The following is a 26359-nucleotide window of genomic DNA, read 5'->3' on the forward strand; positions in this document are numbered from 1 at the left end:
AGAGCATTGTTATAATTCGAGGCAAATTTGAATTGAGGAGAGAGCAATGCCTTCTTTTGATATTGTATCTGAAATAGAAATGACAGAGGCTACAAACACAGTCGACAACGCGAACAGAGAATTAGAAACTCGCTATGATTTTCGAGGTGTTGAAGCATCGATTGAACTAAAAGATGAAGTAATCCAATTAAAGTCTGAGTCAGAACAGCAAGTGATGCAGTTGTTTGACATAGTTGTTGGTAAAGCCGCAAAACGTGGTTTGGATGTTGGTAGCTTTGAGCTAAAAGACGTTGAGCGCAGTGGTAAAACATTTGCTCGTAAAGTTGCGTTGAAGCAAGGCATTGATAAAGATATGGCTAAAAAGGTAGTCAAACTTATCAAGGATTCAAAGCTAAAAGTTCAGGCAGCAATTCAAGGTGAAGAAGTACGTGTAACTGGTAAAAAGCGAGATGACTTGCAAGAAGTTATGCAACTAATTCGCACTGCTGAGTTGGGCCAGCCTTTTCAGTTTAAAAACTTCAGAGATTAATCTTTGATCCAGTTAGAGTTCCAAGCATAAATTCCTTACTGGAACTCTAGACGTCCATTGACATCCCCCCTATAAATCCCCGACAATATGCGCTGAATTTCGAGGTGCCAAGCTACAGCTGTTAGCTGATTGGATAATCGGGAAGTTGGTGCGCACTTGTAGTGTATTAGCAAACCCAACGCTGCCCCCGCAACGGTAGGACTACATTCGCGTAGTTGAGCCCGGAGACCGGCCTTGAACCAGACTCATTGATTGAACTTTGTGCGGTGGGCACGAAGTAGGGGAAACCATGTTTAAAAAATCTGCTCTAAGCCTTGCTGTACTAGCTGCGGCTTCTTTTAACGTATCTGCAAATCAAGATATTGAACGCATCACCGTCACTGCGAATAAATTCGAACAACCGATAGAAAATACGTTGGCGAGCGTATCTATTATTGATCGTGTTCAGATTGAAAAACGCAATGTACGCGATATTGCGTCACTCTTAAATACTTTACCTGGTGTTGATGTCGTAAGAAATGGCGGGTTTGGTCAAATCGCGAGTGTCTTTGTACGCGGCGCGTCAATGAAGCGCACACTTGTACTTATCGATGGTGTAAGGGTAAGTGATGCCAATTCTGGCAGCGTTTCATTTACTAATATCCCAGTAAACAGCATTGAGCGCATTGAAGTGGTAAAAGGTGCGCGTGCAGCGATATATGGTTCAGATGCGGTATCGGGTGTCATCAACATCATCACGCGTGAGTCTCTAACAAACCAAATTGCACTTACATCGGGCAGTAATAATTATGTCGAAGCGCAAGCTGCCGGTCACTTTAAATCTGGTAAATTGCGTTTGAGCTACAACCTTGGGTATCAAGAAACCGATGGCTACGATGTGATTGAAAAAGATCCAAGCGTGCCAAGAGGTAAAAATCACGATAGAGATGGATATGAAAACGAAAATGTCGGCTTCAACCTAGCGTATGATTTTGAAGAGTATGGCGAACTTTCGGCTTTGGGCCAATTTAGCCAAGGTGAGGCGCAGTACGATAGCAATTGGGGTAACGATGAGTATGAGTTTGATAACTATACAGCCAAAGTCGCTTGGCAAAAGGGCTCTGAGCGCTTAACCCAAAATGCATCTGTCAGTGTTTCTCAAGAAGAAAATACTCAGATGGGAAGCGATACTGTCAATATCTACAGCACAGAGCGTGAAGAAATTGAATATCGTGCCCGTTTCGAAGTGATTGAATCACTACAAGGCACTGCTGGGATCTCGCATTTGCGCGAAGATGTATCAAAGTCTACTGCAAAGTTTGCTCAGACAGACCGCGATAATACGGCTATTTTTGCCGGTGCTTTTTATGATGACAGCAAGTGGTTAGCCAATATTGCTGTACGTTCAGATGACTACGAATTTCATGGTAGAGCTAATACCTATACGACTAGCTTTGGCGTAAAGCCACATCAGAATGTAGCGTTCAGATTCAATCATGGCACAGCATTTCGTGCGCCAACTTTAAATGATGCATTCGTTGCTGATAGTCTTTGGTATGCGCCGAACATTGATATCGAGCCGGAAGAAGCTGAAAACAATGAGCTAGGTCTAACCGTGACGTCCTCATGGGGTCGATATGATGTTGCAATCTTTGAAAACCGAATTACTAACTTAATCTCTAATAAGCTAGATGCCGAGACTCAAAAGTATGTGGCATACAATGTAGATAAAGCAACGATGAGGGGCATTGAGCTAAGTGCTCAGTTTGATGCTTTTGGGTTGAATCACTCTACAAACCTAACGCTGTTAGATGCCAAAGACAACTCAACCAGTGAACCAAAAGATTTACCACGTCGTCCTTCAAAGACATTTAATTACACACTGACCAAGCAATGGGACAACCTAGACGTAAATTTAACAATGATTTATCGTTCTGATAGACCATCGATTGATTTCTATAATACGACGTTAAGTGCATACACGTTATTTAACTTATCTGCAAATTACCAATTGCTAGATGGTATTGAATTGAATGCACGTTTAGAAAACTTAACTGACAAAGAGTACTTTACAGCCGGCGCTGGGTTTACGGCAGATAGTAGCCGTTTGTTTGGTTACAAACCACTGGGCCGTCAACTTTACGTTGGTGCAAGAGTCGAGTTTTAATTGCTGATGGGGCTAGCAATTGCTAGCCCCATTATTTGCTAGTTATCACAAGTAGTCTGCAAAGTTTTGCTCAAACTTTGCGATTTTAGGCGCAATCATAATACTGCAATAACCTTGGTTAGGGTTTTCATTGAAATAATCTTGGTGATACCGCTCAGCGTCATAAAATGGGCTTATGGCACTCACCTCTGTGACAATGGGATCTTTAAAGCTTCCTTTAATATCAGAAATCACCTGCTTTGCCTGAGTCATTTGTTCATCGGAATGACAAAAAATAACACTGCGGTACTGCGTGCCTACATCGTTGCCTTGGCGATTTAATTGCGTTGGGTCATGTAGTGCAAAAAACATAGCTAAGAGCGTTTTAAACGAGACAACGTCTGGGTCAAATTCTAATTGCACGACTTCTGCGTGGCCGGTCATCCCGGTACAGATCTCTTTATAGGTAGGGTCTAATGTCTCCCCGCCGCTGTATCCAGAAACGACTTTGTGGATCCCTTTGACCTTGCGAAAAGCTGCGTCAATACACCAAAAACAACCCCCACCAAATGTGGCTAACTGCATTTTACTCATCATTTTACTCCCTCATTATGCTCTTGGATTGGATAGGCACTATGCTGCGAATCTAGTACGGCAGCGGTATGCTCTGGTGAGCGAGTGTGCCTAGCCAATATGCTATAAGCAGTTGGGATAACAAACAAGGTTAAGATGGTTGCTAAGCTGACACCAGCAAATATGACAATGCCAATAACCATCCTGCTCTCAGAACCCGGGCCACTTGCTAATACAAGAGGAATTGCGCTCATAACCGTTGTCAAAGAGGTCATGATAATGGGCCTTAAACGCTGAGAGGCAGCTTCAACAATAGCCTCTTCAAACGGGAGCCCTTTATCGCGCAACTGATTAGCAAATTCAACAATTAAGATACCATTTTTTGCGCTAAGACCGATGAGCATCACAATACCTATTTGGCTGTAGATATTTAATGAACTGTCGCTCAAATACAATCCAAGCATAGCGCCTATTAACCCAAGTGGCACAGTTAACATAATCACAAAAGGGTGCACAAAGCTTTCGAATTGTGCAGCAAGTACCAAGAAAGTCACAACCAAAGCTAAGATAAACACATAAGTCATAGCTGATGCGCCCTCATAAAACAGCTGAGATTCGCCTTTATAGTCTATTGCACCGTCATGAAGATTTTCTTCGTCAGCAACTTGGTTCAAAAAGTTCAAAGCTTGCTCAAGGGTATATCCCTCAGCGAGATTCGCAGTGATAGTGATTGAACGCATACGGTTGTATCGGTTTAGGCGTGCCGAGGTCGCTTCTTCTTTAATGCTAATCAGGCTGTCCAAAGGAATTAATCTCCCTGAGCGTGAAGATACAAACACATCATTAATATCCGTTGGTGCTGTAAAATCGGCTTTGGTGCCCTTGAGTATGACATCATATTCTTCCCCTCTATCAATAAAGGTTGTCACACGCCTTTGCCCAAGCATAGTTTCTAGCGTGCGACCTATATCGTCGGTAGACACGCCCATATCAGCTGCTTTGAGTTTATCGATGCTAATTAAGAACTGTGGAAATGTCTCTTTGAAGTCATGATCTAAACGCACTAAGCCAGGGTTGTTTCTTGCTCTTGCAAAGATTTTGTCACGCCATTGAGCCAATTCTTGGTAGTCATTACCTTGAAGTACAAACTCAACGGGTCGCGAGGAACCGCCACCACCAATACCCCGACGCATGATTGCAAAGGCCCTCACATCAGTAACTTGTTGCATTTTACCACTTATCTCGGCCATAACCTGCCAAGTGGAACGCTTACGCTCGTCCCAATCAGGCATGCCGACGATAGCAACACCGCCCATACCGCCCCAGCCTGGAACGCGTATTAATACTCTGCTTAGCTCTTTGTTTTCTACATATGGCATGAGGTGTTGTTCTATTTCGGCCATATTTTGTGCATTGTTCTCGTAGCTTGCGCCTTCAGGGCCACTCATCATAATGAAAAAGGTGCCTCGGTCTTCTTTGGGCGTTAACTCTGATGGTATTTTGTTGAACAGCCCATAGCTGGCCACTGCTGTTAATGACAAAATTAGTAAAAGGGCAATCCTGCTTCGAATGTTTTGAATCAAAACTCGTTTATAAGCTGACTCAAGTCGTGTGAACTGTCTATTCATCCAACTAGAAAAGCGGCCTTCTTCTTGGTCTTGCTTTAACACTTTTGAGCATAGTGCTGGTGATAAGGTCAGGGCGGTAATACTCGAAAATATCACGGCTGCACTCACTGCCAGCGCAAATTCGCTAAACAACGCACCAATTCGTCCATCCATAAAGACTAGAGGAACGAACACCGACACTAGGACTAAGGTGGTTGCAATAATGGCAAAACCGACTTCACGGGCACCTCTGAATGCTGCTAGTAACCTAGGTTCTCCTTGCTCAATTCGGCGGTGGATGTTTTCGAGCATTACGATGGCGTCATCAACTACTAAGCCGATAGCGAGCACCAATGCAAGTAAGGTCAATAAATTGATGGAATAGTCCATTGCCAACAAAAACATAAATGTCGCGACAAGCGCTACCGGTACAGTCACAGCTGGAACGAGCGTAGCGCGAACATTGCCTAAGAATATGAAAATAATCAACACCACCAAACCCATAGCGATTGCGAGCGTTCGGTATACCTCAGTGATCGACTCACGAATGAAAATCGAAGAGTCATAACTGTCTTGTATCTGTGTGCCTTCAGGTAGGTTTCGTTTTATCGTCACAAGCTCTGTTTTGACATTGTCGACAACATCTAAGGTATTGGCTTTGGCTTGTTTTACGATGCCTAGGCCAATCATATTGATCCCATTGCCTCTAAATGTACTTTCGTCATCTTGCGCTTCTAGCGATACTTTGGCGACTTCGCTCAGTCTTATTTGGTAGCCGTTTTCGCCACGCTTAATGACGAGGTTTTGGAAATCTCTTTGCGTGGTGTAGCCACGAGCGATCCGAACCGCAAAGTCTCGGTCTTGCGATTCAATTTCGCCAGCGGGTAATTCGACATTTTCACTTCGCAATACATTTTCGATGTCTGAGCTAGTCACGCCCCGCGCGGCCATAGCTTGTCTGTCTAACCAGATTTTCATGGCATACCTGCGTTCACCACCGATAATGACGCGAGATACACCGTCTACGACCGCCAGACGGTCTACAATAAAACGCTGGGCATAATCTGATAATTGTAAAGTGTCCATTGACGTACTATTGAGAACAAACCAAGCAATGGCATTTTCATCATCACTTGATTTGGATACTTCTGGCGGACGCACTTGTTCAGGAAGCCGATCTAATGCGCGAGAAACGCGTTCGCGCACATCGTTAGCCGCAGCATCGATATCTCTGTCGATATTAAATTCAATGGTGATATTTGAGCGTCCATTTCGGCTTGAAGAATTTATACTTTTTATCCCTTCGATGCCTGATATGCGGTTTTCCAACACCTGCGTAATTTTGGCTTCGACAACCGCTGCAGAAGCACCCGTATAATCGGTACTTACATTGACTATTGGTGTTTCTATATCAGGGTACTCACGCAGCGGAAGCATAGTAAAAGCCACGATGCCAAAGGTAAGTAAAAGTAAGTTTATAACAATGGCAAAAACTGGGCGTTTGACTGCGGTATCTGTTATTTTCACGAATTACCCCTTCACAGTAACTTGGCTGCCATTACGTACTTTTGTGGTGCCTTCTGTGACAATCAATTGGCCCACTTGTATTCCTTCTATTGCAACCCAGCCTTTGAATCGGTTAAGTAGGGTAACTTGTTGCTGATGCACTTTATTATCTTCAACAACATAGACAAAGTGTTTATCTTGCCTAGGGATAATACTTTTTTCTGGTAACATAAGCGCATTGAGCTGTTGCAGTTGCACAGCCACATTGAGCAACATACCTGGACGCAATTGTTGTTCTGAGTTTTCGAAGTCAGCAGTTACTTGTATACTGCGCGTTGTTTCATCAATACGCGGATCAATGTGTGATATTTGACCGATAAACTTGATGCCTTGATATGCCTCATTGGTTACTGATGTTTGCATGCCTAGTTGAATTTTCGCGAGGTATTTTTCTGGTAATTGAAAGTCGACTTTGATAGTACTTATGTTATCTAAAGTGGTCAGTGGTGTATTGTCATCGACATAGCTACCCACTGAAATGAAACGCTTACCAAGCACGCCATTAAATGGAGCATAGACTGCCATTTCAGAGAGTTTTAACTTAGTGGCTTGTAGCTGTGTGGATAGTGCGTCAACTTTAGAGCGCTGGGCATCAAGCTGAGAGCGAGCTGTTGATTGTGTTTTCGAAAGTTCAGTGAGGCGTAGCAGTTGTCTCTGTTGTTCTTTGACATTTATCGTCAACTCTTTGACTGCCAGTAACTCTTGCTGGTTTTGTAATTGAACGAGCTTTTGGCCGCGCGAGACCGATTGACCATCGATAAATAAAATCTCACTGATATAGTCACTGTGAGAGCTGGTGATATCAATTGCTTGATTAGCTCTGGCTGAGCCAATGGCATTGGCAGTAATAGAACGATTCTGTGTGGTGGCTTTATAAACGGCAACTTGAACAGTTCTGGACACATGCTTTGTATCCTCGCCTTGTGAAGCTGGGAAATAGAGATAGCCGCATAATGCGATTAGCATTAAAATGAAAGTAGGAAAGAGGGCTTTGCCCGACTGGTTTGCACGCATAAATTAATCTCACTGTTTGTAGATGATTAGTGTACAAAAATTCCTGAATGAGAAAATCGCGGATATCTTGTATATTTGTGCATTAAACGAAAATCTAACAGGGATTTTCACTGTGTACCTAAAAGGTTACTAAAATGAGTAAAGTAAAGCCCTGTAAAAGGTGTATGCAGATACGTAAATTATTAGTTTGGCTGGTGGCCATGCTAATATTTTATTGGTGGTTTTACTATGCATAAAGTGTCTTTACGTGCACAGGCAAATCGTCACAGTATTGAATTTATGCTCGCAGGTGCTGTGTGCTTGGTTATTATCATGGTGTTTGTCACGCTTAGGGCAACCCCACCTACGGTATTGGAACTCGCATTCTCTGCTGCTGCTATATGCTCGATATTACTGGGCTTTTTAAAAAGCCAGCAGCCTTATTATAGTATTGAGCTAAGTACAGAAGCCCTGAATTATGTCCATAAGTTTGGAGTTATGCGGGTTTCTCATTCTAACTTTCACTCTAGCGGTGTCCCTTTTGTGACTCAAGGAGTTGAAAACCTTGAGTTAAATGCTGTAGGTATTAAACTAAACAGTATTGATGAGTTTTTGGCAGAGTTAACCCCCCGTTTGGCTGGGAAACTGCTAATAGAACAGCGGCATATTTTTTTACAAGCTGTTAAAATACATTGCGCAAATGGCAATTGTCCATCAGAATGGCTGATTGAAGAGACCAGTTATCTGTCGCCCAAAAGGCGAAATTACACCGGTTTAATGGCTATGTTTGCAAATAGGATGCAAAACTTAAAAACCGTCACTGGTTACGATTTGATTCTGCCAGCGAACGTGTTGGACAGGGATATTTGGCAATTTGCTAACATTTTAAACCACTGGAAATCAAATCCAGAAAAGGTGGTAAAAGACTTGCATGAGCAAGTGGCCACCGCTAAGTGAAGTAACAGGATATATACATGAGCTTCGATAAAGCCTTTATTAAAAGTGGTCGTAATACCATTATCCATAAAGATAAAAAGCTCGATTTAGTGATCGTGAATGGGGAAACTCACCCCAAGATTAAGGTAACTGCAACAGGTTTAATCCCGTTTAAAGAAGAGTTGCCAAGAAATCGTCGGGAAGCTAAAGAGCGTTATTTAGAGGTGGTGCAAATATCAAGTGCCGATGTTTTCAGCGAAGTAAAAAGGCTACTATTTATTCAGTCTTTAGACGGGCGCGAATACAAAGTCGATTACAGTAAAGTTGGCACTAAGTTATTTGTTCGTATTCACCAAGATAGCTACCTCTAAAATGACAATGGGGGTAGTCAGTTAGGAGTTGTAATGCTAAAAAAATCGCTCGTGTTACTCGGCATTAGCAGCGCATTGAGCGGCTGTGGCGGATCCGGCGGATCCGCTCAAGAGGTCGTAGGTGCCAGCATCAATGCTGGAAAAGATGTCACCGTTATAGAAAAAAACGAGTTTACACTCAAAGCGGTAGCTTCACCTTCGGGCGGTACGTTTAATTGGCAAATTGTTTCTGGTCCTTCTATTGCTGGGTTTCCACAAACTGGTGAAGAGTTAACCGTGGCTGCGCCGGACGTAAAAAGTGACAGTGTTGTGGTGTTGAAAGTCGATTACCTTACAACAACAGGTGCATTAGTCAGTGATACCTTAAACGTAAATATTACTTCGAATAACCAGTTGCCTGTTGCTGTTATAACGCAAACAGCACCGGATCCCTTACCCTCGAAATACTTAGATACCATTGTTTTATCTGCTGCGGACTCAACAGATCCTGACTCTAATGGTCAAGTGGTAGGCTACAAGTGGGAGCTAATATCTGGGCCCAGCACAATTAAAGTAGAAGACACAGGCTCTGTTACTTTAAGTTTTGTACACCCATTGCTAGCACAAACTCAAACAGCGCTTTGGCGCGTTACAATCACCGACGATGAAGGCGGGAGTGCGACAACTGATGCTAGTGTGGGATTGGCCAAAAACTCACAAGTAGTATTGGCAAATGCAGGATCTGACCAACAGGTTTTAGAGTTTGACGAAGTTACCTTAGATGCTACAAGCAGTGTAACTGTGGATGGTCAGTACAACTGTACTTGGGAGCAAACAAGTTCTGGTTCAACCATTACTTTGACGGATGCGTCGGAGTGTAAGACCACATTTCGAGCGCCAAATATTACCGATATCATATCGGCGACGTTTAAGGTTACCGTAACCGATTCTGCTAATAGAACTGGTGAAGACGAAGTCAAAGTAACCATTTCGAAAAAGCCACTCAGTAATTTGAACGACTCCGGTGCAGGACTTTGCTTTAATAATACCGAATCAATAACGTGTGGTAATGATGACTTTGCGGGCCAGGATGCAGATCTTGGAAGAGACAGTGTTTCGCAATTGATTGCAAAAGAAGGCAAGGGCAACTTAGCTTTTGACTTTACTAAACTTGATGCTGATGGCAAAGAGCTGAATAACGATGCGACCGAGTTCAGTTGTGTAAGAGATAATATTACTGGGCTAGTTTGGGAAGTTAAAGAAGCAAGCGCAGGTACTCTGCCTAATACTTCCATCAGAAATGCCCAAAATCACTACACGTGGGCAGTAAGAGATCCTGATGATATGGATGATTTAATTCACAGCAATACTGTGATGCCAAATCCAGTGCCGTGCCCACATTCAGATCACTGCGGGATCAAAAACCTAGTCAGCGCGGTAAACGAGCAAGCAGGTGACCCTTATTGTGGTGGTAGAACTTGGCGTTTGCCGAGTTACTCTGAGTTAATGAGTATTGTCGATTTTGGCCGACAAGGTGCACATGTCTTAGATCCTGAACTCTTCCCGAATATGCCTGATGTGACTTTATTAAATCACTTACATTACTGGACTATTCAAACCTATGTGGGCGGAACAGAAGGTATCGATGCTAAGCTGACAAGTGCCTATGTTGTTGATATGGCAACCGGTAACACGGTGCATGAATCAAAAGGTAACACGGCTTATGTGAGACTAGTACGAGGAGATGAAGATGCGAACTAAACTTATTTTGTCGTGCATACTGTTTAGTGGTTCTGCACTATCTCAAGACTGTGCCACAGAAACATCTGTACCTTTCACAACACCTGAATCTCGCTTTGTTGTTAACAATGATGGCACAGTATGCGATAAAAAAACGGAAATAATGTGGCAGCGTTGTACTTTTGGGTTCGTATACAACGCAACTAGTGAGACGTGTGACAACGAAGAGCAAAAGTTAAGCTGGCAAGAGGCATTGTCTGCTGCCAAGAGTAGCCGCGTTGCAAACTTTGATGATTGGCAATTACCAAATGTGAAAGAACTGTCGTCCATTGTAGAGCGTAGTTGCGAAGATCCAACCATAAATGCGACGGTATTTTTAGGCAACCATAGCGGTAATTATTGGAGCAGCACAACCAATATTAATGACCCAAGCAGAGCGTGGACCTATCAATTCCAAGATGGTCTAAATGACAGCTCCAGCAGTAAATCTTCAGACGCGTTTGTGCGTTTAATGCGTTATGCTGCATGCGAGTAAATAAAAAATAGGTTTGGTTAAAATTTAAAATTTGCTACCCTCGTAGTGTCAAAGTTGGGGGTAGTATGAGTTTGTCCATATCTAAAGTTAAGTCTGGGTTATTCAGTTTGCTCATTGGCATATCGGCGCAGGCTTATGCTGATGAGAAATGTGATGTTGAATTAGGCCACGGTTTAATTATCACCGACTCGGTTATTCGTATCCTCGATAATGGTCAAACCCGAGTACAGATCAACAATGACAATCAACTCTTAGTTCGAGGGCGATGGGTCAAATTAGACGAGCAAGAAACTCAGGTATTGCATGAGTATGCTAAAGGGATCCGCGATACAGTCCCTGAGCTTGTCAATCTTGCCACTGATGGTGTTAACCTAGGCCTCAGTGCTATTGAACAAGTCGTTGAAGGGATGTCAGACAATAACCCTGAAGTACTTAAAACACAGCTCCAGTATGTAGAGCGGGCTTTGATGGATAAGTTTAAACGTGGAGAAGACTTCTATTTCATCGCGCCCCAATCACTCTCCAAAATTGATGATTTTTTTACGAAAGAAATTAGCGGAAAGATCCATTCGGCCGTTCATGGATCTTTGGGGGCAATTTTGGTCTCTGTTGGTGATGCATTTAAATCCAGAGAAGGTAATATCGAGAGCCGGTTCTCGGATATGGGGCAAAGAATGGAAATCATCTCTAAAGAAATCGACAAATCATTGCAGCAAAAGGCTTACCAGTTAGAAGAAAAAGCCAATGAGTACTGTGAGTGCTTGAATTCATTAGATGATACTGAGAAAAGGCTCCAAGACATCGTGCCTAGCTTAGCTGCATTCGACTTAGTACAGATCCGCTCTTAGCATGTAAACCGATAAATTCGCTGGGCATTATCATAGCTAAGTTTTTGCCATGTACTCGGTGCAGTTTCGCTAACTACCTCAAAATAATGTTGCCACTGTTGCTCAAAGCTGCGCAAAATTAAGCATACAGGGTGATTCGACGCCAACATCACTCTGTCTTCGCCAAATGAATCGAGCAAAACAGCAAGTTGTTCTTTAGAACACATTGGCGAATTGAGCATCTCATGACCAGAAAATTTAACCACACAGTTTTTAAGGCCAGCCAACGTATCTAAAGCACTTTGCCACGACTGCGAACGCTCCATAAACCCAGCGTGGTTTATGACTAAGGTCGCATTAGGTAAAGCGCTATAAATATCAAACAACCTTTGCGCAATGGGCTGGTTAACTAATTCAAACTGTGCCTCAAAATGACAACCTCGTTGACGAAGTAATGCAATGTTATCAGCCACATTATTAGACAATAGGCGTGCGGCATCTGAGCCTTCTGTAATATCTCTAACTGCGACAAGGCTGGTGTGTGATAGAGCATCTAACTTGTTACAAAACTCCGCTTTTTCAGCATCAATGGGAGCATAAGCGACAGCCTTGTAAAGTAGCTCTGGCATGACTTCCTTTAACCAGTCGAGCTCCCTTCGTGGATTGTTATTATCAAACCCTGCTTCTACATGGACGCAGGCACTTAATTTAAACTGAGTGCTGCTACACAAGGCATCGGGAAGATGATTTTGGCGAATCTTTTCAATATTAGGCCAATTAGGTGGGTTGTCTTTCAACCAAGCATAATCACCTTTAATTAAGTCGAAAAAATGTAGATGAGGGTCGATAATGTTCATTAGCGTGCCGTGTAACCACCGTCAATTGTTTGCAGACTGCCGGTAATAAATGCCGCATCATCGCTCAATAAGAATGCGACCAGTGCAGCTACTTCATTTGGTTGACCTAACCTTCCCAAAGGCTGTAACGCCGCTTCTTCTGCCACAATAAGCGCTTTGTCTGCACCGCTTTTGGCACAGTATTTATCAATGGCATTATGAAATAAAGGCGTTTCTATGGTGCCTGGGCAAACAGCATTGGCGCGAATGTTAAACGATGCGTAGTCTAACGCGGTGGTTTTGGTCATAGAGGCGAGGGCGTGCTTTGTCAGATTGTAAGCAAAAGAGTTCGGCTTGCCAACATGGGCTTGATCCGACGAAATGAAAACAATTTTACCATCTTGCTGTTGCTTCATTGTTGGTAATACTGTTTGAACTGCCGCATATGCGCCTTTTACATTAAGCGCAAATAATGCATCTAATGTTGCTTCATCAGTATCTTCAATTGTCGCACTCAAATGTTTGCCAGCATTCGAAATCAGGGCATCGACTCGGCCTGTTTCCACAATAATCTCTTGGATGACTTTCTGGACTTGTTCAACTTGGCTGACATCACAGTAGCGATGTTCTCCAAGCTCACTGGCTTCTATATCCAAGTTAAAAACCCGATACTTTTGACTTTGCAGCTTCTCTACAATGGCTTTGCCAATGCCGAAGCTGCCACCGGTTATGATGGCAACTGGTTGCATATTTCTTCCTTAGTGACTGTGCCCACAACCACCTGCGCCATGCACGTGACCATGTGATAATTCTTCAGCTGTAGCCTCTCGTACACTCACTACTTCAACGTCAAAAGTTAAAGTCTTACCTGCAAAAGGGTGGTTTAGATCGCAATCGGCATTAAAGCGGCCCACTTTTACAATCGTTACTTGGTGTCTGCCTTGATTAGACTCAACAATGGCACTCATACCCGGTTTCCACACTTTGTTGTTTCCTAAACCTTGTAAGTGCTTAATTGGAATGCGCTGCACAAGGCCTTCTTGATATTCACCGTAACTGTCTTTTGGTTCAAGTGTTACTGTGAACTTATCGCCTGCTGCTTTACCTTCTAGTGCTTGCTCTAAGCCCGGTAGCATACCCTCTTGGTTATGTAGGTAACTTAATGGTTCGCCATTTGTGCTTGACTCGATTTGTTCACTTCCTTCACTTAGTGTGTAGTGAAACTCTACTGCTGAATCTTTAGTAATTTGCATATCTGTTCTTATTTAGTCTCTATCATGTGAGCCTATATTCTACGTCACAGCCTGTCATTGGGGCAAGTTAGGTACAGTGGAGCTGGGGATTTCAGTGGCGTTTACGGCATTTTCCAATTTATCTAAGTAGGTTGGCATATTTGTTGGTGTCACCGGATCGGCTGTTTGTTTCGCTGGTAGGTGTAAAATCAATACATTGCCTAGAGACAAAATACTTGCCGCTTGCAGATTGTTCCAATCCAGTAAATCTTTTAGAGGGACTTGGTAGTGCCTACTTAAATCCCACAAAGAGTCACCCGATACGATTGTATGGTGGTGCTCTATTGTTGCTTGTTTAATGGGCATTTGTTCCTGTAAATAGGGACTTATCTGATAGTCAACGGTTAATGAGCGGTTGACGTTTGCTTGATTGATAAGTAACCGCTCACCGACGTGAATCAAGCTGTTCTGTTTGTCATTCAACAGCTTTATCTTATTAACAGTTGTGTTAAATCGCCTAGCTATGCCATACAGAGTATCATTTTTTACAACGGTATAGTTGTGACTTAATTGTTCACGATAAAAGGTGCTTTTTAGCAAGGCTTGCTCACTCAATGGTACCAATACCTTATGCGGACCATCGATTGGGCTTTGATGTCTTAAAAATCCAGGGTTTAAGGTGTGTAGTAGTTGTTTATTTACTTCTAACAAGTTGGCCAAAATGCCAAAGTTAAACTCTTGGCCAACATCCAATATTGTCGTAGTCGCATGGTTTGCCAGTGTTGGCCTTTTAAACCCTGTTTCGGGGTGTTGCAATAAATAACTCAAGGCCAGCAACTTTGGTACGTATTCAGACGTTTCTTTGGGGAGCGATAAGTGCCAGTAATGCGTGCTTTTTCGTAACTTACGGTTTTTTTTAATCGCGCTTTTGACACGACCTTCACCTGAGTTGTAGGCGGCTATCGCATGTAGCCAATTGCCTTTGAAGGTTTTATTGAGGTATTTAAGGTACGCGAGCGCAGCATCTGTTGCTGACAGTACATCTTTTCTACCATCGTACCAGTCATTACTTTCAAGGCCAAAATGATAGGCTGTCGCATCAACCAGTTGCCAAGCACCAACAGCTTGTTGTTTAGATATGGCATGGGGTCGGAAATCACTCTCAACAAAAGGCAGCAGGGCCAGCTCTAAAGGGAGCTTTTGCAGTTCTACTTTCTTAACGATGTGGTAAAGATAGGGCGCTGCGCGCGCATTTACTTTGAGTAAGTAGTCAGGCTGCGAGAGGTACCAATCTATACGCTTTTTCAGTCGTGGGTGCGGTGAGATCTCAAACTTCAAATTAAGGGCTATATGTTGCCACAAGTCTTCTTCGATATACGGTTTTGGTGTTTTCTGCTCAGCTTTTTCAGGTGTTGGTTGAATGATCTTTTGTTCTGGAAGAGGCATAGCCAAAGTGAGCGCATTCAGTACTTCCTGTTTTGTCGCACTTTGAAGCTGAGTTTGAAGGCACCCTGGTAACAAAAAAAGTAACGATAGTGTCACAAGCAATGCCGATACGTGATTTGCTCTTACTAAACAAACGCATCGGACAGCATACAATTGCATCATATAAAAGATGGTATAGTTCATGAGGAATACTATACCTTTTGATGGTTATTTGTTCAAAACCTTGTTCGTTTTTTTTGTTTCAATGCTTGTTGATAGTAAGCTGTAAATCTTTCTGATGAAATTTTATTTAGTTCATAAGCTTTAATTAGGTCATTTAACATAGCGGGGGAGGTTGGCTCATTTACAACCGTAAAAAACCTATTTGGCAAATTTAATTGCTCGAATTTATATGGTTTTCCGAACCCTGGTAGAATCCAATTGATATTTTTCCGTAGTGAGAGTTGAGCTAAACTTAAACGCCAGCTTTCTGTCTCGCGTTGCGCAATATAGGGCAGTAAATCTAAGTTATGTCCCCCAAAAACAGCTCTATTCTGTGGGCTGTAAACCCGCAATGCAGCACCTTTATAGCCACTCATGAGTTCTAATTTGAGTGTATAGTCACCTAAATCTAGCTCGGTATTCAGGACTAGCGGTTTTATTTCAATAGGGGAAAGTGCCGACCATCGAGATAGGCGTTGCTCAGCTTGTTGTAGCTTTGCGTGCCAACGCAGTTGCTGCTCTGTGTTCGCTTGTGCAATGCGCTTTTTACTCAATTCAAGGCTTTGTGCAAACCCTTCTAACTTATATTCAGTTTCGTTATCAATTGCATGTATAAGAGTTTGGGTGCTCAAGATGCCGTTACCGGGAATAATTACTTGTGCGTCAGCAAAGGCGCTCTGTAATAGGCGCATGCCAGAAAGTTGGCCAACATCTAAGTTGGTGGCAATCAAATAGCACAAAGGTACAGGTAACTTTGTACGCATTTTCGCTATTAAGAGCTCTAATGCTACAAAATCTCCATGACTATCGATTAAGGCTGCGCACTTATTCCCTCGAATGAGTACCTGATTAGGAAGCAAGTATTGTGCTTGTTTATTGGGTTCGAGTAATGTGAGGTTTTTATCTAGGGTATGCCATTGGGTCGCGTTTACGGTGAAGGAGGTGGCTAACAGAGTGAAAAGTAAGAGGCAGACTTTTACCAAGCGTGTCATCTTACTTGTCCTCAAGGTGTTCACTGAGTCGAGCTACCAGTTGCTGTCCTGATTGCTGCACAGATTGCCGTTCTTGAAGTAGAGCTTGATACTCATGGCACAAATGTAAAGCAGCCATCAGCAAGGCGTTTTGATCGGTACGAACAGTGTCTCTGCGCTTCATTTCGTCTACTCTGTCATTGAGTAAAGTCACGGCGTCAACGAGCGCTTGCTCTTGTCCTTCAGAACATGAAAACTGGTGGCTTTTACCAAGTAAGGTAACAGCCACCTGGCTTACTTTATCGGTCATTAGCTAGCCTGATGGGCACTCTGTAATTTATCTAATAGACTACTAAGCGTGGTGCTAGTTTCTTTCTGTTTTTCTTCTCGCTCTAGTAGCTCAAGTTGGAGTGTTTCATTCTCATCAACTAGCTTGCTATTTTGTTCTTTTAGCGTCGCAATTTGTTGTTCAAGTTGTTCATTTTTACCAATGAGTTGATCGATCAGTTGTTCGAGTTGTGGAAGAATATCGTTCATTTTAAATGCGCTCTTATCACTGTGATTTGTCATGCAAATGTAAAACAAAGCGGGCCCTATTACCAGTAATTACGTAGCTTAATACTGATTTTTGCGTCGTTTTAAGAGATAATTCCGATAACTCCGTATTTTGTTCATTTGTCATTCACTAAAGCGGCTATATTTCGTACATAGTGAATTGAGACTAATTTTCAAAAAGCAATTATGTTCAGCATATAAGGCTCCTTATGCTCAGTTATAGACATTCTTTCCATGCTGGTAACCCAGCTGACGTTATAAAGCACCTGGTTTTGGCTGAAGTGCTATCTTACATGACCCGTAAGGATAAGCCTTTTGACTATATTGATACACACTCTGGCGCTGGACTATTTGAGCTTGCCTCAAACGATGCTCAAAAAACGCAGGAATTTGCTGATGGGATTGGCAAATTAATGAATTACAGTGGCAGTAATGAAGCTATCCTACGTTATGTAGACATGGTACGTGGTTTTAATAAAGATAAACTCGCGTTTTACCCAGGGTCGCCGAAAGTGGCTGAACAGTATTTGAGAAAGCAAGATAACGGGTGGTTTTTTGAGCTTCATCCACAAGACTTACCTATGTTGAAAAAAAATACCGAACATAAGCGCTCTTTGCGTGTCAAAGGAGAAGATGGCTTTATAGGTTTAATCGGACTCGTTCCTCCTTTATCAAGGCGTGCTGTGGTACTGATGGATCCTCCTTACGAAATAAAAACAGACTATCAAAAAGCAGTCAAAACCATTGTAAAGGCACACAAAAGTTTCACTTCAGGCACTTATATGATCTGGTACCCTGTGGTTGACAGAGTGCGCATCGACCAAATGGAAGAAGCGCTCAAAGCTTCTGGTATCAGAAATATTCAATTGTTTGAGCTGGCTACGTCAGCAGATACTGAAGAACGAGGGATGACAGCTTCAGGCATGATTGTGATTAACCCTCCTTATGTACTGAAGCAAACAATGGCAGATGTTTTACCTGAATTGGTTAAAGAGCTGGCCGAGCCAGATGGTTTCTTCCGATGCGAAGAGTTAGTGTCTGAGTAACCCTCAGACGCGGATAAGTTAACTTGTAAAGCGACCTATTTAGAATAAGCGATACAAGTTGTCATCAGTGCAGCGTAATAAGCCTAGGCTAAAAACTCAATCTAGTTTATGTTGTCTAGGTATTTTATTTGCTCCACAGAGCAACTTCTCATATGCTGAAGTTATGGAAGCCACTTATGCGTGCACAGAGTGAAGGATGTTAATGAGTAGCGAAACAGCCAAGGTAAAGAACAACGCCGTTCAGTATATTGCCCGTCAAGCGATTTTAAACGGTGAGCAACAAGTGCATGCTTACGAGTTATTGTACCGAGATTCACACAACAATGTCTTTCCAAGCGGTGTGAGCGATGGGCTCGCAACGGGGCGTCTATTTTTTAATTCCTTGCTGTTTATTGGCTTAGATAGGCTGGCTGCTGGTTCACTTGCCTTTGTTAATTTCTCAGATGAAACTTTAATACAAGAGCTCCCCAAGTTATTGCGTCCACAAGGTCTAGTTGTTGAAATAGTTGAGCGCTCTAAAGACATTGAGAGCTTGACTAAAACAGTGAGCAAACTCGCTCAAGTAGGGTACCGATTTGCGCTAGACGACTATGATGGCTCCCTTCGCTGGGAGCCATTACTTGAGGTTGTGGACTTTGTAAAAATTGAAGTTGAATTACCCATTATTAAAACGACGATGATGGTCAAGAAGTTAAAAAGACAATATCCCCGTCTAAAAGTAGTGGTTGAGCGTATCGAAACACTAGAGCAGTTTAACTTTATCCGCAGTGCAGGCGCTGATTATTTTCAGGGCTTCTTTTTTGCTAAACCAGAAATGCTTAATCATGGCAATGTTGAACCTTCTAAAATGGCGGTGTTTGACCTGCTACGTTGTACGGCAAAAAAATCGTTGTGTTTTAAAGAAGTGCAAGCACGTGTTGCAAAAGATCTAAGCTTAACGGCAAGGGTTCTGAAACTTGCTAATGCTAAAGCTGGTGAAGAGCGCATTGAAATACGTTCAATTTCTCAGGCTGTGATCTACCTTGGGGAAGATGCTATTCGCCAGTTTGTAAAAGTACTTGCCTTGAGTGAGTTGGGCGCAGACAAACCAACTGAGTTGACTAAATTAGGTCTTAATCGGGCCAAATTCTTAGAACTATTTTTAAAGCCAGGTGGGGATGAAATGGCCGAACAGGGCTATTTGATTGGTTTGATGTCGGTGCTAGATGCTATTTTAGACGTGGAGTTATCGGTTATCGTTGATGAGTTCTCGCTCGACCCCAATTTAAGTAGCGCGCTGTTAAATTATAAAGGGTTAATTGGCGGGGCTCTGCGTCTTGCGATAGAAGTGGAACGTAATAATCTAACTGAGGCTGAGTTAATACTTAATGCGATACGACCAGCTACTGAAGTTCAAATGCTATTTGAGCTGATTATTCAAAGTCGTGCATATGGTGATGAAATGTTCGCAGTTGCCAGAGAAATAGACGAGTAAAATTCGTCTATTAAGCTGCCTGTAAAGCCTAACTGAGCGCTTCACAAGCGTGAATTGTTAAATTCACATCCAGTGACTTCCAGTAATGTTGCTCTTGTTCCAGATCTGCTGAAAATAACGAATGTTCTTCTAACCATGCACTTTCAAACTGCAAGATGACTTCATTGGCCAGAATCTTCAATTCATGCTTTGGTACTTGTGTTTTTTGTCGTTTTTGATGGAATAAAATGGCCAGTCTCAACAAGGTCAGCAGTTGGGCAAATCGAGTCTGAGAATCAGTCTCTACCAGTTCATTGAGATCGTGTGATTTTATCTTTTTACGGTGAAAGCGAATAAGCGCACCAAGTTGTTGTTGCTGATCTTGTGTAAACCCGGGAAGCTGGCTATTCATCACTATATAAGCGCTGTGTTTATGGATCCCTGAAGAATTAATCGCGATACCGACTTCATGAAGATATACAGCCCATTTTAGCAGTTCTAGATCTCCTTTCTCTAGTTGCCACGCTGATTTGGCAACCTTGAAAAAATGTGTCAACGTTTGACAAATATGTTTGGCATGCTGCGCATCGACGGTGTACTGCTCTGCAAATGAGTCTATGGTACGCGTGCGAATATCAAACTCTTCATTTTGTGCCAACTCGTGAAGCAGACCCTCACGAAGCGAGTAATCGCAGTATTCTAACTTTTCGATGCCAAGCTGATTGAAAGCGGCGATTAAAATGGCCAGTCCTCCAGCAATACTAGATTTACGCTCGTCGGGCAGAGCTTTGATGGTAATATTGCTCAATTCACCTGCCGATACTAAGTGACCTTGAATGTCCCTTAGCGAGTCAAGGGTAAGGGTTTTGGACTGAAACAACTCGTCGTTGATGGCACTCAGCGTTTTGATGGTGCCAGAAGTCCCTAAACAGGACTGCCAGCCTGTTTTTTGATAGATAGACGTAATTGGCTCAATATGTTGTTCGGCATGAATAATGGCTTTTTTAAATCGTTTTTCGGTGAGTTTAGCGTCACAGAAATACAGTTTACTCATGGTAACACAGCCAATATTTCTACTAGTTAGCAGTTTGTGTGATTGATGCTTACCTATGATCACTTCGGTACTACCACCACCAATATCAACGACTAAGCGGTTGCTGTCGTCATGCACGTAGTTGGCGACTCCCTGATAGATTAATCGCGCCTCTTCCTGCCCTGAAATAACGTTAATTTTATAAGGGAAGACAGCTTTAGCTTGTTTGACAAAGTGGCGTAAGTTTTTACAACTACGTAATGTGTAAGTCGCTGCTACTTCGACATTATTTTTATCAAAACCGGCAAGGGTGGCAGCAAACTGTTTAAGCACATGAAGCGCTCTTTCTATAGCTTCATCATCTAACATGTAGTCTTCATCTAACCCTGCTGCGAGATAGACGCGATGCTTTTCTTTATGTAGTAGTTGCAACCTACCATCGACCTCCCTTGCTACCACTAAATGAAAACTGTTGGAGCCTAAATCTACGGCAGCAAAAGAGGGGTATTTTGTCATATCAAGTCCTGCTACTTTCCCATTTCTTTATGTGATCATAAATCGCGATCTGTGAACGGATCTTCTTTTTATTGCCTCGGTTCACATAGTTATTTTTCTGTTCACTATCAATAAGTCGTGCCTTTACACGATCTCGGAATTGTAGTTCCAATGTGTCAATGATCAACTGTTTTAACGTATCTTCATAAATTGGCACGCCAACTTCAACACGGTGATCTAAGTTGCGTGTCATCCAATCAGCTGATGAAATATACACTTGTGGATCGCCTGCGTTTTCAAACACCATGACTCTTGGGTGTTCTAAAAACCTGTCTACAATACTGATAACGCGGATGTTTTCACTGAAACGTGGTAAGCCAGGGACCAAAGCGCACATGCCACGAATAATCATGCGGATTTTGACCCCTGTGCGTGCTGCTAAGTACAGCTTATCAATTAACTCTTTGTCTACGAGGTTATTGACTTTTACGGTGATCCTAGCAACTTTACCTGCTTTTGCATTGGCAACTTCTTGATCTATTAAAGCGTAGATTTTTTCACGGGCATTGAGTGGTGAAATCATCAAATGTTTGAAGTTGAAAGGCCGGTAGCTGGTCTCAATAAACTTAAAAACATCATCGCATTCGTTACAAATTTCAGGGTGCTTAGTGAACAAACTAAAGTCGGTATAAATTCGCGCTGTTTTTTCGTGAAAGTTACCTGTTCCCACATGCGCATACTTGACGATTTTGCCTTTTTCTTTACGGTGAATAACGCATAGTTTGCTGTGAACTTTGAGTGCTGGTAAGCCAACCATGACTTTAATGCCATATTCACTGAGCATTTTTGCCCACTCAATATTGTTTTGCTCATCGAAGCGGGCTTTAAGCTCAACCATGACTGTGACTTTTTTGCCATTTTTGGCCGCATTGATCAGTGATGCAATTAATTGTGAGCGGCTGGCAACGCGGTAAATGTTGATTTTAATTTGAGTAACTTTGGGATCGAAAGCTGCCTGACGCACATATTGCAACATATGATTAAACGTATGGTAGGGGTAGTAAAGCAGGATATCTTGCTCTGAAATGGCTTTAAATACGCTGTCTTGTTGGTCGAATGCTAAGCTCTTTAGCGGTGGGAGTGGTTTATTTTCTAGATAGCCTCTACCAACATTGGGAAAAGCGATGAAATCTCGAAAGTTTCTGTAGCTACCGCCTGGGATCAAGGCATCTTGCTGCGTCACCCCTAAGCGTTTTTTCATCATTTTCATGATACTTTCTGGCATTGCTTCGTCGTATGTGAGTCTTACTGGCTTGGCATATAAACGTTGTTTAAGGCCCTTTGACATTTTGTCTAATAAACCCTCTTCCAACTCGTCGTCTAGGTTGTACTCTGCGTCACGTGTTAGTTTTATCTCATAGCCCACGATATGCTCAAATGATAAGAAGTTACTGAACACGTCTCGTAGGTAAAACTTGACCACATCATCTAATAGCATGAGCGTTTTTTGTCGCCGAGTTTTCTCTGGTGGCAAGATCACAAACCGTTCTAATCTATCAGTTGGTAACTCCAGTAACGCATGGTGGTGCTTATCATTCTCACTGCTCATCTCGACGAATAGGTATGTCATGGTGTCGTTGATAAGATCCGAATAGTCTTTATTTTCTGTCAGTAATATGGGTGACAAGTACTGCAAAACTTGATCGTTAAAATAATCTCTAAGCCATTTTTGGTGAAATTCAGATAACTCATCGGGTTGTTTTACATGAATATTATGTGCGTTTAAATCACTAAAAATTTGCTTGTGGATGTGATTAAACTTTTTACCCAATGACAATACTTTCTTTTGTATCTGGCTGAGGAGTGCTTCATTCTCTTCAAAGTTTGCATCTGGTAAATTGCTCAGTAGGATCCGACGTTTAACATCCGCGACGCGCACACGGAAAAATTCATCTAGATTATTTGAGAAAATTCCCAAAAATCGAATACGCTCAATTATTGGGTTGTTTTTATCTTTCGCCTCTTGAAGGACGCGTTCATTAAATGAGAGCCAACTAAGCTCTTTAGCAAAAAAGCTGATTGCTTTCGGATCACTAGATAATGCTTGCATTTTTCATTCCGTCGTAACAGGTGCTTTTTCTAGGGTATGCCCACAATGTGACACTTATATGACATTGGGTACAGCTAATGTTAATGTGCAAAAGGGGGAGGGTAATATGGCAGCGGTTCCTTACCTCTGCCATATGAGTTTATTGTATATTTGAAAGACTTCGTTGTTTGATATCAATGTCAGTCTGGTTCGATATCTACAATGAGGTCACTGGTAATTGCTTCTAATGCGTCAACAACGTTTTCTTTGTGCGTACCTGGAGCCAAGCTCACTGTTGCAAATGCGCTAAATATAGGAACTCCCCAATTAGGTGCGCTTTGCTGTCTTGAATTTAGATGCGTAATATTCGCGCCTTTGTGGCGAATAACGCTTGATAGCTCTTGAATGATTCCGGGGCGATCATTGCCCGTAATAACTAGGTTGAGTTTCTCTATCTTAAATTCTTTTTGGTCTTGTTCACCGTGTTCAATTCGGACCTCTAGCTCTGGTATTTCGTGAAGTGCATCTTGCAATGACTGTAAGTGCTCATCAGCAACTTCGACGAGTACAATCCCCGCAAACTGACCTGCCAGATGGCTTAGGTTACTGGTAGCCCAATTGCCATGGTGTTGCAAAATAGTGGCAGAAATTTGCTCTACGAGACCAGGTCGGTCCTTACCTATAAGTGTTAATACTAACTGCTTCATATCACATGTCTCTTATTATTAATAATGCCTTTACGGCGGTGGTGGAAAAGCGAAATATCGCCTGTTAAGCCTAGTAAACATGGGAGAATTGTCCAACAAGATAGCCGTTGCTTTGTAAACAAATGCAAATGAAAACTAGCAGCATTAAAAAAAACTTTTGCTGTTAATGATAAAAGTTAAAAAAAGCAACAATTTCATCATGGGTCATGTAACATAACTGTCATCTTGATGAAATATAATGCGCCGCAACTTGATAATAAAAAGGTGTTTTGATGACTTCCAATCCGCAAAAACCGTCCTTTAAAACGGATAGAAGCCGTCTCTTTAAAGACCGCTTTGCCCAATTCGGAATTACCTCGGGAGGGGTAATGGTTTTGGTTGCTTTGCTATTAATCTTCTTTTACTTACTTTATGTTGTGCAGCCAATATTCGAATCTGCGAGCGTAACTAAACGTACTGATATTGCTCTAAAAGACAACAAAACTTATTTCGGTATGGGTATGGAAGAACAAACCGAAATTGCATATTTACTTGATGATAAAGGCTTAGTCGATTTCTATCAGATCAAAGGTCAAAATTCAGGTGACAAGCTAAATACACTGGCAGTTGACTTGGACGGTCAGGTGACTAGCTTCTCTCAAAGTGCACCATTTTTAGGTATTTATGCTTACGGTTTAGACAACGGACAAATTCAGTTAGTAAAGCCAAGTTTTTTGATTTCATTCCCTGGTAACCAACGTGTTATGCAGCCTAGATTGAGCTACCCACTTGAAGGTGTTCAGCTAGAGGTTGATGACCAAGGCCAGGCAATTAAGCAGTTTGCATTTAGTCACTATGAAGACAAAACCGCTGTGGTTGCTCAAACTGCTGACAAGCGTGTCGTTTTTGCATCATTCAGTGCTGAAGAAAATATGTTCAGCGGTGAAATTGAATGGACAGTAGAGCGCAGTATCTTGCCGATTGAGGGGCGTGTTGACGATATGTTGATTTCCCCGGATACAACACGTGTATTTGTTCGTTCTGCAAATCAAGTTTATGTGTTTGATACGCGCTTTGCTGATGAAGTTAAGCAGTTCCAGTTATTAGCTGCTAACGAAGAGAATGCGAACCTCGTTAATATGAATTTACTAGCAGGCGCAAACTCGTTGATGCTGAGCAATGATAATGGTGAAGTGTCGCAGTGGTTTGAAGTGAATACCGACGAAGGCCGCCAGTTCGCTAAAATCCGCTCATTCGAGAGCGTAAAAAGCGCACAAGTTGATATTTTTAGTGAATTCTATCGTCGTACTTTCTTTACTACGACAAATACGGGCGAACTAGGCCTTTACTATACCACCAGCGAAGCACACTTATGGCAAGGTAAAGTAGTTGATGGCGCTATCGAAAAGTTTGCAGTATCTCCGCGATCGAATGCGGCATTGCTTTTATCTGATAACACACTAAATGTCGTCGAGCTACATAACGAACACCCTGAAGTAACTTGGTCAGCACTATGGCAAGAAGTATGGTATGAAGGCTACCCAGAACCTGCTTATACGTGGCAGTCAACTTCTGCAAGTGATGACTTTGAGTCTAAGTTTTCTTTGGTACCAATTTCATTTGGTACGATTAAAGCAGCTATGTATGCGATGTTATTTGCCGTACCAATTGCGCTTTCGGCAGCAATATATACAGCATACTTCATGTCTCCAGAGCTTCGTCGTGTGGTAAAGCCAACGGTTGAAATTATGGAAGCCTTACCAACGGTTATTTTAGGTTTCTTAGCTGGTCTTTGGCTTGCGCCGCTTATTGAGGAACATTTACCAGCAATTGTTGCCCTGTTGGTACTGCTACCTATTGCGATTATTGGCACTGCATTTGGTTGGACCAAATTGCCAAAACAAATTCGCCATTTACTGCCTGACGGTTGGCACTCAGTGTTACTGATTCCAGTTGTACTGATTGTTGGCTGGTTGTCTTTTGCTATCAGCGACAGCATCGAAGTGTGGATGTTTGGCGGTAATGTACGGCAGTACTTAACTAATGAACTTGGCTTGACGTTTGACCAGCGTAACTCGCTCGTTGTGGGTATCGCGATGGGTTTCGCAGTTATTCCAACAATTTTCTCTATTGCAGAAGATGCCGTATTCAGTGTGCCAAAGCATTTATCAAACGGATCACTGGCACTTGGTGCGACACAGTGGCAGACATTAGTGCGAGTCATATTGTTAACAGCAAGCCCTGGTATTTTCTCTGCCGTGATGATGGGATTGGGTCGTGCGGTAGGTGAAACCATGATTGTATTGATGGCGACAGGTAACACGCCAATTATGGACTGGAGTATTTTCCAAGGTATGCGTACGTTAGCTGCAAACATTGCGGTCGAAATGCCAGAATCAGAGGTAGGTAGCTCCCACTACCGGATCCTGTTCCTAGCTGCATTTGTACTGTTTATTTTTACATTTATCTTTAACACAGTGGCTGAGTTTGTTCGTCAGCAGCTGCGTGAAAAGTACAGCTCAATGTAATTGGAGA

General features: G+C 42.4%; 23 protein-coding genes and 1 riboswitch. Of the genes, 10 read left to right on the forward strand and 13 right to left on the reverse strand.

Features of this window, described 5'->3' with window-relative positions; genetic code table 11:
- Window positions 1-46 precede the first annotated feature (46 nt).
- Window positions 47-529, forward strand: a complete 483-nt coding sequence (locus N482_RS15170; RefSeq protein ID WP_063377829.1) for a YajQ family cyclic di-GMP-binding protein — start codon at window positions 47-49, stop codon at window positions 527-529.
- 85 nt (window positions 530-614) lie between these two features.
- Window positions 615-781: riboswitch (cobalamin riboswitch) on the forward strand.
- A 37-nt stretch (window positions 782-818) separates the two neighbouring features.
- The gene (locus tag N482_RS15175) at window positions 819-2675 is read left to right on the forward strand and encodes a TonB-dependent receptor domain-containing protein (RefSeq protein ID WP_063377830.1); all 1857 of its coding nucleotides are present in this window, start codon (window positions 819-821) and stop codon (window positions 2673-2675) included.
- Between the two features lie 45 nt (window positions 2676-2720).
- On the opposite strand, the gene msrA is transcribed toward N482_RS15175, so the two are convergent.
- The 3 genes from msrA to N482_RS15190 are packed head-to-tail and all read right to left on the reverse strand — an operon-like array spanning window position 2721 to window position 7414.
- Window positions 2721-3251: a peptide-methionine (S)-S-oxide reductase MsrA gene (msrA, locus tag N482_RS15180; RefSeq protein WP_063377831.1), complete on the reverse strand. Its 531-nt coding sequence runs from the start codon at window positions 3249-3251 to the stop codon at window positions 2721-2723.
- On the reverse strand, window positions 3248-6361 hold the full coding sequence (locus tag N482_RS15185) for an efflux RND transporter permease subunit (protein WP_063377832.1): 3114 nt from the start codon (window positions 6359-6361) through the stop codon (window positions 3248-3250). Before N482_RS15185 ends, msrA begins: the two co-directional genes overlap by 4 nt.
- A gap of 3 nt (window positions 6362-6364) precedes the next feature.
- On the reverse strand, window positions 6365-7414 hold the full coding sequence (locus tag N482_RS15190; protein WP_063377833.1) for an efflux RND transporter periplasmic adaptor subunit: 1050 nt from the start codon (window positions 7412-7414) through the stop codon (window positions 6365-6367).
- A gap of 228 nt (window positions 7415-7642) precedes the next feature.
- On the opposite strand from N482_RS15190, the gene N482_RS15195 reads away from it, so the two are divergent.
- The 5 genes from N482_RS15195 (at window position 7643) to N482_RS15215 (ending at window position 11802) form a co-directional block, all read left to right on the forward strand.
- Window positions 7643-8350, forward strand: a complete 708-nt coding sequence (locus N482_RS15195) for a DUF2982 domain-containing protein (protein WP_063377834.1) — start codon at window positions 7643-7645, stop codon at window positions 8348-8350.
- 17 nt (window positions 8351-8367) lie between these two features.
- Window positions 8368-8700, forward strand: a complete 333-nt coding sequence (locus N482_RS15200) for a hypothetical protein (RefSeq protein WP_063377835.1) — start codon at window positions 8368-8370, stop codon at window positions 8698-8700.
- Window positions 8701-8733: 33 nt separating this feature from the next.
- Entirely contained in the window at window positions 8734-10440 is a 1707-nt protein-coding gene (locus N482_RS15205) for a DUF1566 domain-containing protein (RefSeq protein ID WP_063377836.1), read from the forward strand.
- On the forward strand, window positions 10430-10954 hold the full coding sequence (locus tag N482_RS15210) for a DUF1566 domain-containing protein (RefSeq protein WP_081227977.1): 525 nt from the start codon (window positions 10430-10432) through the stop codon (window positions 10952-10954). The genes N482_RS15205 and N482_RS15210 overlap by 11 nt, the downstream gene beginning before the upstream one ends.
- Before the next feature lie 65 nt (window positions 10955-11019).
- Entirely contained in the window at window positions 11020-11802 is a 783-nt protein-coding gene (locus tag N482_RS15215) for a YggN family protein (RefSeq protein ID WP_155730606.1), read from the forward strand.
- On the opposite strand, the gene N482_RS15220 is transcribed toward N482_RS15215, so the two are convergent.
- The 7 genes from N482_RS15220 to N482_RS15250 are packed head-to-tail and all read right to left on the reverse strand — an operon-like array spanning window position 11799 to window position 17004.
- Entirely contained in the window at window positions 11799-12638 is an 840-nt protein-coding gene (locus N482_RS15220; protein WP_063377838.1) for an amidohydrolase family protein, read from the reverse strand. The genes N482_RS15215 and N482_RS15220 overlap by 4 nt on opposite strands.
- On the reverse strand, window positions 12638-13366 hold the full coding sequence (locus tag N482_RS15225; RefSeq protein WP_063377839.1) for an SDR family NAD(P)-dependent oxidoreductase: 729 nt from the start codon (window positions 13364-13366) through the stop codon (window positions 12638-12640). Before N482_RS15225 ends, N482_RS15220 begins: the two co-directional genes overlap by 1 nt.
- A gap of 9 nt (window positions 13367-13375) precedes the next feature.
- Window positions 13376-13870 (reverse strand): FKBP-type peptidyl-prolyl cis-trans isomerase, encoded by a 495-nt coding sequence (locus N482_RS15230; RefSeq protein ID WP_063377840.1) that lies wholly within the window; start codon window positions 13868-13870, stop codon window positions 13376-13378.
- A 54-nt stretch (window positions 13871-13924) separates the two neighbouring features.
- A complete protein-coding gene (locus tag N482_RS15235) occupies window positions 13925-15478 on the reverse strand; it encodes a transglycosylase SLT domain-containing protein (protein ID WP_063377841.1) in 1554 nt (517 codons plus the stop codon).
- A gap of 32 nt (window positions 15479-15510) precedes the next feature.
- Window positions 15511-16488 (reverse strand): hypothetical protein, encoded by a 978-nt coding sequence (locus N482_RS15240; RefSeq protein WP_063377842.1) that lies wholly within the window; start codon window positions 16486-16488, stop codon window positions 15511-15513.
- A gap of 1 nt (window position 16489) precedes the next feature.
- Window positions 16490-16777, reverse strand: a complete 288-nt coding sequence (locus N482_RS15245) for a cell division protein ZapA (RefSeq protein ID WP_063377843.1) — start codon at window positions 16775-16777, stop codon at window positions 16490-16492.
- Complete coding sequence (locus tag N482_RS15250; protein WP_063374472.1) at window positions 16777-17004, reverse strand: hypothetical protein; 228 nt, start codon at window positions 17002-17004, stop codon at window positions 16777-16779. Before N482_RS15250 ends, N482_RS15245 begins: the two co-directional genes overlap by 1 nt.
- A gap of 227 nt (window positions 17005-17231) precedes the next feature.
- Between N482_RS15250 and N482_RS15255 the strand changes: the two genes are divergently transcribed.
- A complete protein-coding gene (locus N482_RS15255; RefSeq protein ID WP_063377844.1) occupies window positions 17232-18068 on the forward strand; it encodes a 23S rRNA (adenine(2030)-N(6))-methyltransferase RlmJ in 837 nt (278 codons plus the stop codon).
- A gap of 196 nt (window positions 18069-18264) precedes the next feature.
- Window positions 18265-19542: an EAL and HDOD domain-containing protein gene (locus N482_RS15260; RefSeq protein ID WP_063377845.1), complete on the forward strand. Its 1278-nt coding sequence runs from the start codon at window positions 18265-18267 to the stop codon at window positions 19540-19542.
- A 28-nt stretch (window positions 19543-19570) separates the two neighbouring features.
- On the opposite strand, the gene N482_RS15265 is transcribed toward N482_RS15260, so the two are convergent.
- From N482_RS15265 to N482_RS15275, 3 genes are all read right to left on the reverse strand, one after another.
- A complete protein-coding gene (locus tag N482_RS15265) occupies window positions 19571-21070 on the reverse strand; it encodes an exopolyphosphatase (protein WP_063377846.1) in 1500 nt (499 codons plus the stop codon).
- A 1-nt stretch (window position 21071) separates the two neighbouring features.
- Window positions 21072-23159, reverse strand: coding sequence for a polyphosphate kinase 1 (gene ppk1, locus N482_RS15270; protein WP_063377847.1), 2088 nt, complete (start codon window positions 23157-23159; stop codon window positions 21072-21074).
- 179 nt (window positions 23160-23338) lie between these two features.
- Window positions 23339-23845, reverse strand: a complete 507-nt coding sequence (locus tag N482_RS15275) for a glycine cleavage system protein R (RefSeq protein WP_063377848.1) — start codon at window positions 23843-23845, stop codon at window positions 23339-23341.
- A 272-nt stretch (window positions 23846-24117) separates the two neighbouring features.
- Between N482_RS15275 and N482_RS15280 the strand changes: the two genes are divergently transcribed.
- Window positions 24118-26352, forward strand: coding sequence for an ABC transporter permease subunit (locus N482_RS15280; protein WP_063377849.1), 2235 nt, complete (start codon window positions 24118-24120; stop codon window positions 26350-26352).
- Window positions 26353-26359: the final 7 nt, after the last annotated feature.

It is taken from the genome of Pseudoalteromonas luteoviolacea NCIMB 1942 (assembly GCF_001625595.1).
In the GTDB taxonomy this organism is placed as follows: Bacteria; Pseudomonadota; Gammaproteobacteria; order Enterobacterales; family Alteromonadaceae; genus Pseudoalteromonas; species Pseudoalteromonas luteoviolacea_A.